This window comes from Spirosoma sp. (genome assembly GCF_026391055.1).
Classification (GTDB): domain Bacteria; phylum Bacteroidota; class Bacteroidia; order Cytophagales; family Spirosomataceae; genus Spirosoma.
The window spans coordinates 1121593-1137723 of the sequence record NZ_JAPLET010000022.1; the positions used below are offsets into that span (position 1 = coordinate 1121593).

The 16131-nt window shown below is 50.3% G+C and carries 9 protein-coding genes; 5 read left to right on the top strand and 4 right to left on the bottom strand.

Annotated features, from left to right (window positions below; genetic code table 11):
* The first annotated feature begins 90 nt into the window (after positions 1-90).
* The 5 genes from NT073_RS20130 (at position 91) to NT073_RS20150 (ending at position 6715) form a co-directional block, all read left to right on the top strand.
* Positions 91-906: a phytanoyl-CoA dioxygenase family protein gene (locus tag NT073_RS20130; protein WP_297376979.1), complete on the top strand. Its 816-nt coding sequence runs from the start codon at positions 91-93 to the stop codon at positions 904-906.
* 120 nt (positions 907-1026) lie between these two features.
* Positions 1027-1800, top strand: a complete 774-nt coding sequence (locus tag NT073_RS20135; RefSeq protein ID WP_297376981.1) for an SDR family oxidoreductase — start codon at positions 1027-1029, stop codon at positions 1798-1800.
* Between the two features lie 282 nt (positions 1801-2082).
* Positions 2083-3540, top strand: a complete 1458-nt coding sequence (locus tag NT073_RS20140; RefSeq protein WP_297376983.1) for a DEAD/DEAH box helicase — start codon at positions 2083-2085, stop codon at positions 3538-3540.
* 123 nt (positions 3541-3663) lie between these two features.
* Positions 3664-5820 (top strand): PQQ-binding-like beta-propeller repeat protein, encoded by a 2157-nt coding sequence (locus NT073_RS20145; protein WP_297376985.1) that lies wholly within the window; start codon positions 3664-3666, stop codon positions 5818-5820.
* Between the two features lie 121 nt (positions 5821-5941).
* Positions 5942-6715, top strand: a complete 774-nt coding sequence (locus NT073_RS20150; protein WP_297376987.1) for a DUF2490 domain-containing protein — start codon at positions 5942-5944, stop codon at positions 6713-6715.
* A gap of 35 nt (positions 6716-6750) precedes the next feature.
* Here NT073_RS20150 and NT073_RS20155 read toward each other — a convergent pair whose 3' ends face one another.
* The 4 genes from NT073_RS20155 to NT073_RS20170 form a co-directional block, all read right to left on the bottom strand.
* Positions 6751-8700 carry a heparinase II/III family protein gene (locus tag NT073_RS20155; RefSeq protein WP_297376989.1) on the bottom strand — a complete coding sequence of 650 codons (1950 nt, stop codon included), beginning with the start codon at positions 8698-8700 and terminating at the stop codon, positions 6751-6753.
* A gap of 218 nt (positions 8701-8918) precedes the next feature.
* Complete coding sequence (locus NT073_RS20160) at positions 8919-10541, bottom strand: RagB/SusD family nutrient uptake outer membrane protein (RefSeq protein ID WP_297376992.1); 1623 nt, start codon at positions 10539-10541, stop codon at positions 8919-8921.
* Positions 10542-10577: 36 nt separating this feature from the next.
* Positions 10578-13700 carry a TonB-dependent receptor gene (locus tag NT073_RS20165; RefSeq protein ID WP_297376994.1) on the bottom strand — a complete coding sequence of 1041 codons (3123 nt, stop codon included), beginning with the start codon at positions 13698-13700 and terminating at the stop codon, positions 10578-10580.
* Positions 13701-14237: 537 nt separating this feature from the next.
* Positions 14238-16124: a heparinase II/III family protein gene (locus NT073_RS20170; RefSeq protein ID WP_297376996.1), complete on the bottom strand. Its 1887-nt coding sequence runs from the start codon at positions 16122-16124 to the stop codon at positions 14238-14240.
* Positions 16125-16131: the final 7 nt, after the last annotated feature.

Genomic DNA, 16131 nt, shown 5'->3' on the forward strand with positions numbered 1-16131 from the left:
TTAATAAACCGTTAAACTTGCGCTCATCCAGTTAGAGCGCGGTCGCCGGTCGGCATCAAGGATGGAACCTCCGAATTGTAAACCACCGATATGAGCAAATTAGACTTGCCGCCCTTTACATTGGGCGAAACGATTACCCCCGAACAACGCCAGTTTTTCAACAAAAATGGCGTCATCGTATTTCGCAATTTTATTCACCCCGAAACCGTCAAGTTATTCATCAGCGAGGTTGAACGAATAGAGAAAGAATGGCTTGCCGAAGGACGTGATAAAGTCAATGGTGTACCCCTCAAATTTGGTCAGGACGAAGAGGGAAGCCCAATGATTCAGCGGATGTGTTTCCTGTCGCAACACAGTACGGCACTCCATGAGTTTTTGCAGGACCCACGCCTGCAAGCCGTTGTTGACCTGCTCCAGCCATACGAAGGACGCATCGCTGAAATCGAAAAAGATGGTCTCATTCTGAACCACTATGTTCGGACGCCTAACAGTAAATTTTCGCAGATGGGCTGGCATACGGATAGCCCCCGCGATATTTTCCTGGGTCAGCGGATCATGCCGATGCTGAATGTGGGCATTCACCTGAACGCTACGCCTTACGAAAATGGCGGGTTACGCGTTATTCCAGGTACGCACAAGCAGGGCATTTTCAAAATGCTGTTCCGCAAAAAGTATTTTGTTGATAACGACCCCGACAAACATGAAATCGGATTTGATATCAACGCGGGCGATTTATCGGTACACGATGGTCGGCTTTGGCACCGGGCGCAGCAGTCACCTTTCGTTGGTGAAGCGAGCCGTCGGCGGGTGATGTACGTTCCTGTTGTAACGGGTAAGTACATGCCGAAAAACGAAAATAGCAAGACGCCGTTCTATCACCGGTTTATTTCTAAAGTAAACATTTAATAGTCAGTAAGCCGATAAGTTAGTAAGTCCGTAAGTAGTTGATGCCGAAGTAACACTCATGCGTCAGCCACTTACGGACTTACTAACTTATCGACTTACTGACTTCATAATTTAATTCTCATGGCCTACGCCTTAATTACAGGAGCCAGTAAAGGCATTGGCCTGGCCATTGCCCAGGAACTGGCCCGCCGAAAGTTTGACCTGTTACTGGTGGCCCGGTCCGAATCGCTGCTGATGCAGATTGCGGGTCAGCTAGCCAACGAACATGGAATCAAAACCGATTACCTCGGCGTTGACCTAGCCGAAACGGGTGCTGCCCGAAAGCTTTTCGACTGGTGCAGCCAAAAGCAGTACTCGGTTCAGATGCTGGTCAATAACGCTGGATACGGATTGAGTGGCCCTTTCGAGAAACACGCCCTTGCTGAGCACATCAACATGATGAATGTCAACATGACGGCGCTCATTGAGCTAAGTTATCTGTTCTTACCCCAGCTCCGTCAACAGTCCAAAGCGTATATCCTGAATATTGGCAGTTCAGCGGCTTATCAGGCTGTGCCAAAATTAAGCCTTTACTCAGCCTCTAAATCATTCGTTCTCCAGTTTAGCCGCGGCCTGCATCAGGAACTGAAACGTACATCCGTTTCGGTAACCTGCGTCTGTCCGGGCTCTACTGACACTAACTTTGTTGATCGGGCACAGATCGGCGACAAGGGACGAAAAGCCGCTGAGAAAGTAAATATGACGCCCGAAGAAGTAGCCCGGCAGGCTGTAGAAGCTACTCTGTCCGGTAAAACCGAAGTCGTAACCGGATTCCTCAATAAAGCCGGGAAGTTTATGGCCTGGCTGCTGCCCAAAGGGCTGGTCGAGCAAACGGCCGGAAGCATTTACGAGTAAACGTCAATATTATAAATCCCTAAAGACCGCCCTGTAGCAGAGTGCGGTCTTTTTTCTATTGAATCAGGTAAGGATTTGCAACACACTTAGCTGATCAAAACCATATTCCTGGATAGACAACCACGAGTGAATCCACCAAACGGGTAGCTAATGGCCTAAGATTCGCTAGAATGGCACTTTATTTGTAATACTGCCGTTGTACCCATATAACTTTACAAAGACGTTGGATGCTGGACTCTGATTTTGACTCTATTCCATTGCCTGCCGACGTCCATCCAACACATGCAATTTTCCGAATTATCATTAATTGATCCTATCCTGAAGGCACTAACCGAAGAAGGATACACCAACCCGACACCCATCCAGGAAAAAGCCATACCAATCTTGTTAAGCCGCCGGGACCTTTTAGGCTGCGCCCAAACCGGAACCGGTAAAACAGCCGCTTTTGCCATCCCTATTTTACAACTGCTAAGCGAAGAACGGAGTAAGAGCGCTGGCGGTCCACGCCGGATTAAAACCCTTATTCTGACACCCACCCGCGAGTTAGCCATTCAGATCGCCGAAAGCTTTACAGCCTATGGCCGTCACCTGAACATCCGTAATACGGTTATTTTTGGTGGTGTTTCGCAGCATTCGCAGGTGAACACGCTCAAAGCGGGTGTTGATGTACTGATTGCTACCCCCGGTCGTTTACTCGACCTTATGAACCAGGGTTTTATATCGCTTCGGGATGTGCAGTTCTTTGTCCTTGACGAAGCCGACCGGATGCTGGATATGGGCTTTATCCATGACGTTAAGAAAGTCATTACCAAATTACCTACGCATCGGCAGTCGCTGTTTTTCTCGGCAACGATGCCCCCCGATGTTGCCAAGCTTGCTGATACGATCTTAAATAACCCGGCAAAAGTAGAAGTAACACCCGTTTCCTCGACGGCCGACACTATTGAACAGGCTATGTACTTTGTCGGAAAAGAAGATAAGCGCAAACTGCTTGTTCATATCCTCGACGATAAAAACATCAAATCTGCGCTGGTTTTTGCCCGTACCAAACACGGCGCTGACAAAGTCGTAAAAGATTTGCTGAAAGCAGGTATTGGTGCTGAAGCCATTCACGGCAACAAATCGCAAAATGCTCGCCAGCGTGCCCTCTCGAACTTCAAAAGCCGGGAAACACGGGTGCTGGTTGCAACCGATATTGCTGCTCGTGGAATCGACGTCGACGAACTGTCGCATGTGATCAATTACGAACTGCCTAATATTCCGGAAACCTACGTTCACCGGATTGGCCGGACGGGCCGCGCGGGCCATGATGGGATTGCTCTGTCGTTCTGCGATGCCGAAGAAACCGAGTATCTGCGCGACATCCATAAGCTGATTGGCAAACGGGTTCCGGTAATTGACAACCATCCTTACGTACTCGACATTGCTACAGCAACCGTTACGCCGGCTCCTGCCCGACAGGGACAAGGTCGGGGTGGCAACGGCGGCAATCGAAACGGGGGCGGTCGTTCGGGCGGTTCCGGTTCATTCAATCGGAACGGGAACAACAATAATAGCCGTCGGGCAGACAACAGCGGACCAGCCCGCTCAGCAGACCAACGGCCTTCGTCTTCGGACGGCTCTTACCGCCGGGAAGAAAACAGTGCACCGAAACGCCCCAGCAGTCGTCCGTCGCAGCCCCAAAGCCGGGGCACTGGCAACAGTCGCTTCAGTAACTCCAGTTCCGATAAAAATTATTAAGTAAGCCCTGAGCCCCGGATGCTATCCGGGGCTTTTTGTTTACCAGCGAATCTTCCGGGGTTGCGTAGAGAAACTATCGTTCATGCTTTTGATGTAGATTTGTTAGACTACTCCTTTAGCTTCATGAAACGACTACTTCTTGCGCTTAGCGGGCTGGCTGTACTGGCAGTCGGCTGGTCTCAGCTTCGGCAAAACACCACCGATACAAAACCGAACGATTACACAAACTGGGGTGAGTACCTTGGCGGTCCCGATCGCAGCCATTATTCAGCGCTGACCCAGATAACCCCCGAAAACGTTCAGAATCTGAAAGTCGCCTGGACCTACTCGGCACCGGACAGCGGTCAGATTCAGGCCAATCCAATCATTGTCGACGGGGTTTTATACAGCGTAACTCCAACGGTACAGGCCATCGCCCTGGATGCCGCCACGGGTAAAGAAATCTGGAAGTTTGGCAGTCCAACAAAGCAGTCCCTTAGTACAAGCCGGGGGGTCACCTATTGGCAAGCCGCCAAACCAACGGCTGTAGGCGAGTCCGAAGCCCGGATTTTATACACCGTCGGCTCACTGCTCTACGCCCTGGATGCTAAAACAGGGAAACCTATTCCGAGTTTTGGGCAGGATGGGCATATCGACTTGCACGAGGGTCTGGGCGAGCAGGCAAAAGATAAGTTCGTTATATCCAATACGCCCGGCACCATCTTCGAAGACCTGATCATCATGCCTGTTCGCTTATCGGAAGGGGCCGATGCGGCACCAGGTCATGTGCGGGCGTTTAATGTCCGTACGGGGAAGCTGGTTTGGACGTTTCATACCATTCCGCAGCCCGGCGAATACGGCTACGATACCTGGCCCAAAAACGCTTATAAAAATACAGATGTTGGCGGTGCCAATAACTGGTCGGGTATGTCAGTCGATCGGCCCAGGGGTATTCTTTACGTACCAACCGGATCGGCGGCTTTTGACTTTTACGGCGGTAACCGAAAAGGGCAAAACCTCTTTGCCAACTGTTTGCTCGCCCTCGACGCCCGCACCGGCAAACGACTCTGGCACTTTCAGGCCGTTCACCACGACATCTGGGACCGCGACTTTCCGGCTCCGCCAAACTTGCTGACGGTAACCAGCAAAGGTCCCGACGGTCGCTCCCGGCGTGTGGATGCTGTGGCGCAGGTAACCAAGTCGGGCCACGTACTGGTATTTGACCGGGTAACGGGCAAGCCGCTCTTCCCGATCAAAGAAATGCCAATGCCCAAATCCGACGTTCCGGGCGAGGAAGCCTGGCCTACGCAGCCTGTTCCTACCCGCCCCGCCCCGTTTGCCCGGCAGAATTTCACCGAAGCCGACCTGAACCCCTATTCTGAAGACCGTGACACCTTACTGGCACAGTTCCGGCGGAGTCGCAAAGGAACCTTCCAGCCGTTAAGCCGACAGGGTACGTTTATTTACCCTGGTCTCGACGGTGGGGCTGAGTGGGGGGGTGCCGCCACCGACCCCAGCGGAATTATGTACGTCAATGCGAACGAAGCGGCCTGGCTCATTGCCCTGAACCAAACGCCCAAACAAGACGAACTAGCTCATTTAACGCTCGGCAACCGGCTTTATACTACCACCTGTTCGGGCTGCCATGGTGCCCAACGCAAGGGAAATGCAACCAGTGGTTACCCATCGCTGGTAAACATCGGCCAGCGACGCGACCGGGCATATGTAACACAGGTTATCAGCCACGGAAAAGGCATGATGCCGGGCTTTACTCAGCTGTCGACGGCCGAAAAACAGGCACTGGTTGGCTTTCTGTTCGATGACGAAAAGATTGAAGCATCTGTTCAGGCATCGAAGGGAAGCAAGGCTCCCTTTGTTCCTTACAAAATCTCAGGCTATATAAAGTTTCTTGACAGCAAAGGCCTGTCGGGCATCGCGCCCCCCTGGGGAACGCTGAACGCCATTGACCTCAACACGGGAGAATATCTCTGGAAAATTCCGCTTGGCGAAGAGCCTGAACTAGCAAAAAAAGGAATCCGCAATACGGGTTCCGAGAACTACGGCGGCCCGGTTGTAACAGCCAGCGGCTTGTTGTTTATTGGGGCAACTAAGGACGGCAAGTTCCGGGCGTTCGATAAACGCACCGGAAAACAACTATGGGAAACAACCTTGCCTGCGGCTGGTTTTGCGACTCCGGCTACTTATCAGGTTGGAAACAAACAGTACGTTGTTATTGCCTGTGGTGGCGGCAAACTGGGTGCAAAGAAGGGCAATCAATACGTAGCCTTCGCTTTACCATAATCGAAAGGCAGGAATTACGGTGTCGCGACTAAATCGCTCATTGGAGAGCCAGTCGGTACTAATTTCAAACCTATCGGGTCAGAAAGCACTTATTAAATAAGTGCTTTCTAAAAATCACCTGATGCGATTTCGTTTCCTTCTTTTCTTTACCCTACTCTCAATCAGCGGTTTCGGGCAGCAAAACCGAATCATTGACCGCAACGCCATTGGCTGGTATACGTATAACGGTGACCATAAGCTTACTAAACGATGGGCACTACATACTGAATACCAATGGCGCCGGGTGGAGCTGATTGAGTCCTGGCAGCAGTCACTCGCCCGACTCGGACTGGTATATAAGCTGAATGATCAGGTTAAGCTGGCGGGCGGCTATACATTCTTTACGACTTTTCCTTATGGTGATTACCCCGTGGCCGATGCAGGTGTGCCGACCATCGAAAACCGAACACACCAGGATATTCAGCTACGTGCTACCGTTGGAATTGTAGCGTTAAGCCACCGCTTCCGGCTCGAACAGCGGTGGCTTGGTACGGGGGCCGACGCGAATCCACGTCATATCGAAAGCTGGGAATACCAGAATCGGGGCCGCTACCAGATTTCGGGTACCATTCCACTGAAAGGCTCCACGCTGGATGACGGCGAATTTTACGTAAACTTCTTCGATGAGATTTTTATTGGGTTCGGCCGAAATGTCGAGCAGAACGTCTTTAACCAGAATCGAATTTCGGGTGGTCTGGGCTACCAGTTTAGTGATGCGTTCAAAATTGAGTTAAATTATCTCAACCAGATTTCGCAACACCCCGAACTGGAACTAGTCACCCAAAAGCCCGTCTTCGAAATCAACAACGGCTTTCGCCTAAATGTAAACTACGATCTGGATTTCAGCAAAAAATAAGGCTTTTGCAGAGTCGCTACGAGACCTCCGCAAAATCACTTGGCCGCTATTTCAAACATCAGTTTATCAGCTGGTTTAGGCGAGAGCACCCGAAAATTGATCCGGTAGATCGTATCACCCCACTTTGTAACGATACCCCGGTCTTCAGGTGCTTCGAGCTTCACTTTTTCAACAGTTGGCTGCATTTGTTTCGGGTTAAAATGCACAATGAAGTCTTTAGCCGTTCCGGCTTTCGGAGTATAATGTATGATCAGTTCGCCAGGTTTACCAATCTCGGCCGGGTAGCAGGTCATCAGGTGCTGCGTCAGTGAGTTAACCTGACTTAAACTGATAACATCCTCTACCTTAACGCCCTTGCCCCGGTTTAAACGAATAGACCGCTGCCAGCTTTTAATACCCGCTTCTTTTGGATATGACTTGGCAATATCAACCCCAAACAGTGTAGACGTATTGTCTGATTTGTATGTAACATTGGTAGCCTCAAATGCCCTTCCCGGAAGTTGATTCACTCCATTTACGGTCGGAAGGTTGTGGAAATCGGAGCAGTTGTACCAAATATCGTACCGCCTGGCGCTGAACGTTTTGGCCGTGTACGTGCCCCGTCCGACGTCAATCAACAGCGGCTGTCCATTGTAATACACCACATAATTGCCGATGTCATTGTGGTTATGGCTTTCGTCGTTATGCCCGCCTTTGGCCGCTACGTAAAAACCATCCGTTGTGCCGCCCTGATCGCGGGCGGCAAATACCTGAAGGTCCGGCAGCCACACATTTTTGGGCAATGGTAACCCCTGAACAGCCTTTTGGAATTCATCTTGCATAAACAGGGCGTAGAAATGCCGAAAATAATGAAACTTGCCAATGTCGCCCACTTCTGGTTTGCGGTAAAAAGCCCCGAATTTCATCATATCCGGATCATTAATGGCTTTTCCATACCGGTAGATCATGGTGGCAGCCATACCAGGTTGCGGATCGGCATCGGCAAAATTTAGAAAGTATTTCTCGCTGATCTGTGCCCGGTAGATGAATCGGCCCATGTTCTTAAACTTATCATCGGCATACACATACTCAAAGGCATTGTTGCTGGCCGTGTTGAGCATGGCAATATTGTCGTACAGCGAAGCAGCTGCGGCTCCCCAGTAACTTGGTCCCTCATCGCATCCGCCATCCTGCGGGTATGGATTAAGAAACTCATCCAGTACGGTTAGCAGCTTGTGTACGGAGGCCGTCCGTTTGCTGTCGTCTTTCTCCAGCAACAGCACCGCATTAAGCCAGTTCGAGCAAATCCACGGATTCCAGTTGTTGGGCGCGCGCCCGGCGGCTGTTTTTGTCATCCAGCCGTGTGGTTTTGTCATGAGTGGCTGAAAAATACGGTAATTGGTTTCGTTGTAAATCCGCTTTCGGATTTGCGGAGAAACGGCATCAAGTTTATCGCCCAGGTAGAAATCTACCCAGGCCAGATAAGTAGCCGTTTCGGCCGCGAATAGATCGACAAACGGTTTGGACACATCCATCAAGCCTGCGTACTCCTTCGACTTCGGCAGGTGGGCCGATGCACCCCAGAAAGACTCTTCGCAAATTGACCAGACGCCGTCAATAATCTGGTCAACAAAACGTCCTTTGTTTTCATAAATTTCGGCCAGTAGTAAGGTACCCAGCACTTCGCGTTTTTCGAAACTTACGGCCTGATACTGGTCCCGGTCGCCGGTTCGCTCAATCAATAGTGATTTCGTTGCAGGCACGTAAGGCCACTGGTACCCAAGGTACGATTCCGCTTTTTTGAGATACGATTTCATCATCGTCTGATCCGCTTTGGCCCAGCCTGCCCGATCGTCACGACGCGGAAAAGGAGCCCATTTTGCCTGCGGAATCAACACGCTCTGCAACGCTTCTTTCGAAAATTTACCGCTCAACAGATTCTGCTTCTGTGCAAAAGCGGATAAGCTCACCAGTCCGACAAAAGCTAAAAAAAAGATTTTTTTCATACGAAAGAGAAGTAAAGACCCGGAATGGTTAATGGGTGGTAGTTATTGATTAGCCGTTAATAGTTATACTGTACCGGGTAGCAGGTATCTAATTCTGAGTCTAGCTTTATCGCCAATAACTACTAACCATTAACCAAAAACGGCAGTAGGTCTTTTATAGAAGAAAGCCTACTGCCGTCGGATTAGTTGGTTTGAGATAAAAGCTATCTGGCTAGTTATTACCAGCCCGGATTCTGTTTCAGGGACGGATTCAGGGCAATTTCGTTAATGGGCAATGGCCACAGATAATCTTTCTTGGCATCGAACTTACGGAAACTGGCATCCTGAACCAGAATGTAGTTGTCGGCGGTGAGCCGAACAGCGGCTACCGTACCAAACTCCGTTTTGAAAAAGAAATTTCCTAATACAGGTTTGGGCAGTTCAACTTCGGCCGTTTTCCAGCGGATCAGGTCCCAATACCGGAATCCCTCCTGCGCCAATTCGACCCGACGTTCCCGACGGATTTCGTCGCGCATGGTCAGATCGTTTGCCGTTACGAATGAGTTGGTCAGTTTTGCCACACCACCCCGCTGTCGCAGCCGATTGACGGTAAGGTCGAGGTCGGCGTCACTAATCGTTCCATTCAGTTCAAAGAGGGCTTCGGCATAGGTTACCAGAACTTCGGCATACCGAATGATGGGCCGGTCGATGGTTGAGGCTTGCGTGTTCCAGTCGTCGATGTTAGCCGTTTTGCGGAACATAAATCCCGTTTTATTGAACACCAGTGGCGCAATATCAAAAATGGGTTTGGTGGTCATCATCGGATCACCACGCTTCATGAACGTATCACTCATCCGGATGTCGCGGTCACGGAACACATCGACTGACGCCACCGGCGCTTTGTAGAGGGGTGATTTGGTGATGGGCAATCCATCTTTCATCAGGTATGAATCGGCCAGACTTTTTGTCGGATTCATATTTCCGTTTTCGAGTGAACCCCGGTAATAGGAATGGGTAACGACGCGCTCCGTCAGTGATACACCAAACTGCTTCACTAGAATATTCTCGGGATTCTGGCGCCCTTCGCCCGGCATTTGAAACAGATCGAAATACTGCCCGGTATACAGGTTGTGCTGCTTGCTGTCAATCACCGCCTTGGCGGCATCCGCAGCCGCTTTCAGGTGTTTGGTTGGATCACCATAGGCATGAAATTTAGCCCGCGTTCCTTCAAACAGGGCAACTCTTGCCTTAAATGCCAGCGCGGTGGTATTGCTGACACGGCCAAAATCAGCCGTTCCCAATGTTGTATGAGTCGGCAGTTTTTGGGCAGCAAAGTCAAGATCCTGATAAATCTGTTCGAAGATGGCCTCGCGCGGACTAGCCGGGGCGGTTAATTCGGCCGACGACTCGTCGAGTGTTTTCAGAATAAGGGGAACTTCACCGTAACGCTGCACCAGCGCAAAATAACCCCATGCTCTGAAGAAACGAGCCTCAGCCGAATACCGGTCAATAACCGTTTGCGCTGCATTTCCAGATGCGCGGGGCGCTTTCTCAACGATGTTGTTGGCTGCCCGGATCAGGTTGTAGTTGTTGTTGTAATTTCCATCGGTGGCCGGGGCCAGCCGAGAACCATCACTGATATTGTTAGATGCCAGCCCAATGGCGTCATCCGACCAGACATCATCTGTCGACCAGCCGGGAAGGAAGGTATAGAGGTAATTGGCTGCGGCTTTAAGGTCGCCTTCCGAGCGCCAGAAAGTCTGGTCGCTGATTGATGTTTCGGGCAGGCGTTCCACCTCACAGGCGGGTAAGCCCATGGCCATACCCAGGGCAACAATTATGTATCTAAAACTTTTTTTCATGGCTAACTAATGATTCGTTCTACGTGAGTCGGTTCATTAAAAGGAGACGTTCAGCCCCACCGAAGCGGTGGCAAAGAATGGGTAATCATTCTCGACACCATCACGCATTTCGGGATCGTAATACCCTTGGAATGCCTTCAACCCGGACACCGTAAATAAATCCTGTCCTGAGAAGAAGAAGCGAGCCTGGCTTATTCGTACCTTCTGCGTCAATGTACTTGGCAGTGTGTAGCCAAACTGCAGGTTTTTCATCCGCATGTAGCTGGCATTGAGCACCCATTTATCGGAAGATAAGTAGTTATGTGTTGCACCAACATACGGCCTTGGGTACAGCGCATTGGGATTTTCGGGGGTCCAGTAATCGTTGTGAATGGCCAAAGCCTGTTTCCAGGTAACTAGCAAGGGAGCGATCGACTCTGTGTTTGGCCGGTAACTGCGCTTACCCACCCCCTGCATAAAGACGGTGAGATCAAACCCTTTCCACTGGGCACTTAACGTCAGACCAAACTGAAGACGTGGCTGGGTGGTACCAATCAGTACCAGATCGCCATGATCGGCAATTGAGCCTTTACCGACATTGATTCTACTGTCGCCGTTTAAGTCCACGTATTTAATATCCCCCGCCCCGGTCCGGTTATCCTGAAACGCCCAGTTTTTTACCTCATCAGCCGACTGGAAATAGCCCGCCGTCTGATACCCCCAAATGGTGTTGATAGGGTAGCCTTCGATCAAGTTGTTCGTGCCGGCACCAACTACCGTCCGCCCGGCATAACTCACCAGTTTGTTGAAGTTATCAGACAGGTTAACGGCTACGGAATAGGTGAAATCTTTACCGATCCGATCACGGTATTTAACTTCTGTTTCCCAACCCCACGATTTCAGTTCGCCGTTATTCTGCCTTGGCGTACCGATACCGATCGTGCCGGGTAGTTGCAGCGGAGTAAGCATATTACGGTTAAACTTCACGTAGTAATCGGCAGTCAGTTGCAGCCGGTTCTGGAAGAAGCCCAGATCGATTCCAACGTCGCTGGTTTCGATGGTTTCCCAGGAAAGAGCGGCCGAGGGGATTGAGCCCTGAAAGATATAGGATGTTCGGGCATCACCCAGTACCAGCGCCGAACCGCGACTTAGCTGGCTCAGGTAGTCATAGTTTCCAATGTTATCGCCCAAAGCACCGCCCAAACGTCCCCACGATGCCCGAAGTTTAAATTCGGTGAACAGCGGTAATGCCTTGGCGAACCAGTCTTCGCGCTGGAGGTTCCAGCCAGCCGAAGCCGAGGGGAAAATCTTGGTTCGCAAACCGGAGGCCAGTTTGGAACTCTCATCCTGACGCAGTGTAGCCTCAAACAGGTATTTACCGTCGAAATTATAATTGAACCGGCCGAATACCGACTGGAATGCGCGGGCCCGTACGTATTCGCTGTTGCTTTTTGTACGGTCGTCGCCCAGATTCAGGGTTGGCAAGTCATTACTTACCAGGTTTGAGGAAGCCGTGGCGACCCCTTCCTCGCGGTAATCTTCCCACTGATAACCGCCCAGTATCGAAAAATTATGCTTCTCTCCTAACTTGTACTCATAAGTAGCCAGAAACTGAAGATTCGTGTTGCGAACCAGTTCGTTGGTTACCTGATAGGAATTGGGATTATTCGCATAGCTTAAAATCCGGGATTTACCCCAGAGCGGTACGGTACGGGCAAACTGCTGCCGGAGTGACGGCCGATACTGAACACCGGCCACACTGCGTAACGTGAGCCCTTTAACAAAGTTTGCCGCCTGGAGCGTTACTACGCCATCGAACTGGCGTTTGTTCTGGTTGTTATACCCACCCGATTCGAGCAACCCATAGGCCGTAGCCGCCGACCCAGCGCCATTATACCGTCCTTCGGGTGTAAAGAAAGGCGTTCTGGTTCGAAGCCGGTACACCTGATACAGCAACCCGCTTCCATTGGCATCGGTAGATGACTGCCTGACCTGTTCCAGCGAGTACGACAGGCGGGTATCGAGCGAGAGATGTTTGGTAAGCTGAGCCCCCAAATTGAGCCGGACGTTATACCGCTTCATGTTATCCGGGCCTATTTTAAATACCCCCTGTTTCTCATAGTACCCCGCCGAAAGCAGGAAATTCACTTTATCGCTACCACCCCGTGCGGTAAAGTTGTGAGTTTTCATGGCCGTGTATTTCCGCAACAACTGGTCTGTCAGTGACTGTTGATTATAATACAGATAGGTGCCCGTATCGGCCGGATTGACAACATAGGGGATGTTGTTACGAATACGCTGCAAATCATCCTCGGTATATTCAGGTGCGCTACCCGAGTTTGCCCGTGCCAGGTTGGAGAACTGGGCTTCTTCCAGCAAGCTCATGCGGCCCGGTACATTAATAGACCAGTCGGTACCATATTGAGCCAGATAGTCGAAGGTTACTTTACCTGATTTACCTTTCTTGGTCGTAACCAACACAACCCCGCCCGCGGCCTGCGCGCCGTAGATTGCCGCTGCTGCTGCATCTTTCAGTACGCTGATACTTTCGATATCGTTGGGGTTCAACGTAGTCATGGTCGAAATAGGAACACTCACACCATCCAGAATGACCAGCGGATCAACGTTGCCGTTGGCCGACGTAACACCCCGTATCTGAAGTCGAATAGATTCATTACCGGGCTGTCCACTCTGACGGGTAATCGTGAGTCCGGGCGTAACACCCTGCAAGGCATTAGCCAGGTTTGTTGTTGGCCGGTATTGAAGTGCTTTGGAATCGACTGTCGATACGGCTCCCGTCAGGTTCACTTTTTTCTGGGTGCCATAGCCAACAACAACAACTTCCTCGAGTGCCTTATCGTCGTTTTGCAACTGCACGTTAATGACTGAACGATTGTTTACGTCGACCTCCTGCCGAACGTAGCCAACAAAACTGACGATCAGCACGGCTTTACCGGAAGGCACGCTGATCTTGAACTGGCCGGTTGCATCCGTCGTCGTACCACGTGACGTACCTTTAATAACGACACTTACGCCGGGCAGTGCGTCGCCTTTTTCGTCAGTAATTTTTCCGGATACGGGCTGGTCTGCTGAGCTTGCCGAAACGGAAATACTGACAACCATGTGTAAAATGAAGAGCCATACAAGCGCTGCCCTTCGGAAGAGGTAAATGTTTCGCATAGTTAGTTTAACATAAAAGTTGAAAATTGACTTAAGTGAATCCTCTAGAGTAACTGCTTACGAGCGTCAACCGGTCTGTGAGACTTATGTCAGCCCGCTTGACCATTCATTATTCTTACTTTTAAAAGTTCACTTTTCAGCTGACCCTCTTTAATGTCTATTTAATCAAACCAAAGCTTATGAGAAGCTTACAGTAAATAAATAGACAATACAATTTGAGCCTTTTTCCATACAGAGTTCAATTTAAACAGGGTTTACTTATAGATGTGGCGTTTTTTTTTTGCAACCGTTCCCACAAACGGTTGCGGCTCCGATTCTGTAAAAACTTTATCTTTAATACATATTTAATATCCTCTTTTCTTCCGGACAGTTGCCAGGGCTCATCTTGAGCCTAGTCTATGCCTAACGTCTTTCCGCTTCCAATAACACTCAGCTCTTAGCCAAAATACGCAACCCACGATAGGCCGAAAAACAAATTGGGTGTAGCCTGATGACTACACCCAATTTGATACCTTAATGGCAATACACTCGTTCTACCTAGCGCGGCCACTGGGCCAATGATTTCGGAGCTTGCTTTTTCTGACTGGCTGAAGAGCCCGGCGTGAGAACCACGCGAATGGCCGACTTTGTATTAGCCGGAATTTTTACATCGAACCCTACCAGCATTGTTCCCGGATTTGGGGCATCATATTCATGGACAGGCACCGTTGACCAGGTTTTGAAGTCAATCTGGCCAGGCTCCATAACCTGAATCGTCAGCACTTTGCCATCTTTGGTCAGTTCAGCCCGATTAGTTCCTGTCAACTTCACGCTCGCGGGGGTCAGGAGTGTCCATCGTACTGTAGTCTCAACGGGTGTTGTTTCGAGTTCATCCTGAACGACTACATAGGCATTGTCTACAATAGCTATACCCCGGCTCGCCTTGGCCAGTGACTGCCTGTACACACTCGACAGATCGAATTGAGCACTCTTAAAATCAGTGGACGAGGAGTGGGCTATAAGCGGTGCTTTCCCATCAACTGCCTGCAATTCATCATTGACACTTAGGGTATTGTGCGCGAAATTATTGTAACGTAGGATCTGCCATCGTTGCGAGTTCTGCCGCATGTTCCACAAATCTACTCCTTTAGATTCCAGTGATTCATATTCCTGCATACCAAAATCCATTGCCCAGCGCACACCATCGGCCTCCATCACAAATGAACCAACATCCATATGCGCGTGACTTGTTGAAGGGCTTCCCCCCTTTATGCCGACAAAAATTGCCGCCGGGTCGGACCAGGATGTGCGCATCAGGGCAACAGGCGTTTTACCTTCGCCAACCCACATGGTTGATTTAGGCTCCTTTATCCGGGTTATCCCTATTCCATTGCCCCAGAGCAGAGCCGCAGGCAGCAATCGATCCCGAAGTTGTTTTTTCAGATCACCATTCATTAACCGGCTGCGTTCAATCCAGAGCAACGAGGAGTCATTACGTTTTTTTGCGAACCAGAACATAGCGGGTTGTAACTCACCATTCAAGCCTGAGTCCGAATAATTAAACGCATTGCCCGACGGTCCTGTCATGTTTTCCAGGTAAGCCGCCGTTTGCAGAAAACCGGGTTGTGCCGATAGCCCGAAGTCACTCCCAAAAAGTTTATCGAGGGCACTTATGAGCATGACATTGAAACTCGTTCCATAACCCCAGTAACTATAGCCTTCAGGATATGCCCCATCGGGTTTGTAATCGCCCATGGGTAGTACCACCGAGGCAACAGCCCGGTTGATTAACATCCGTGACTGTTCCGGCTGATCTTCGTAGAGGGCAATGGCTGCGTAGGTGATACCGGCATTACACACCTGATTCCAATTATTGGTACTTTTCAGCCAGCTATTGTACTTCGTATCCAGAGATGGCTCGATGCCTTTATTCAGGATCGCTTGTTTGATAGACAGACGCGATTGTTCGGACAAATCGTTGTACAGCCAGTCGTAGCCTATCGAAACAGCCATTGTCATTTCGGCTACGTCCAGAAAATGTGAGGGGTTCCAATCGGAGAAGGCCGCTATGGTTAATAGTTCGATTTCAGCCCGTTTCAGATATTTCTCCTGGTGGGTCATCCGCCAGGCATATGATAAGTAGAAAATCCGGCGTAGTGCTTCCCTCGATTTATCAAGCAGTCGACGACCAATTTGAATCCGTTTCAGCGGCTCGACACTCACCAATTGATCGCACTCGGTCAGAATAGCCTGGTTAAGTTTCTCCCAGCTTTTATCAGCACCGATTGCTCGTTTCAGCCCCTCCTCTTCCCCTTTCAGCAGCAACAGCCTTGGGTGACCGGCTACCGAAACGGCAGACGTGAGCGGGTTTGTTTGCGCTCTGACCGCTACCTGTACAAGCAGAACGGCCAACAAAGTTTTACAAAACGAATTAAACGAAAGCATAGCGACT

Excerpts from the sequence above, each read along its gene's own strand:
- NT073_RS20170 (WP_297376996.1), bottom strand. The coding sequence starts at position 16,124 with ATGCTTTCGTTTAATTCGTTTTGTAAAACTTTGTTGGCCGTTCTGCTT.
- NT073_RS20135 (WP_297376981.1), top strand. The coding sequence starts at position 1,027 with ATGGCCTACGCCTTAATTACAGGAGCCAGTAAAGGCATTGGCCTGGCC.
- NT073_RS20130 (WP_297376979.1), top strand. The coding sequence starts at position 91 with ATGAGCAAATTAGACTTGCCGCCCTTTACATTGGGCGAAACGATTACC.
- NT073_RS20155 (WP_297376989.1), bottom strand. The coding sequence starts at position 8,700 with ATGAAAAAAATCTTTTTTTTAGCTTTTGTCGGACTGGTGAGCTTATCC.
- NT073_RS20165 (WP_297376994.1), bottom strand. The coding sequence starts at position 13,700 with ATGCGAAACATTTACCTCTTCCGAAGGGCAGCGCTTGTATGGCTCTTC.
- NT073_RS20160 (WP_297376992.1), bottom strand. The coding sequence starts at position 10,541 with ATGAAAAAAAGTTTTAGATACATAATTGTTGCCCTGGGTATGGCCATG.
- NT073_RS20150 (WP_297376987.1), top strand. The coding sequence starts at position 5,942 with ATGCGATTTCGTTTCCTTCTTTTCTTTACCCTACTCTCAATCAGCGGT.
- NT073_RS20145 (WP_297376985.1), top strand. The coding sequence starts at position 3,664 with ATGAAACGACTACTTCTTGCGCTTAGCGGGCTGGCTGTACTGGCAGTC.
- NT073_RS20140 (WP_297376983.1), top strand. The coding sequence starts at position 2,083 with ATGCAATTTTCCGAATTATCATTAATTGATCCTATCCTGAAGGCACTA.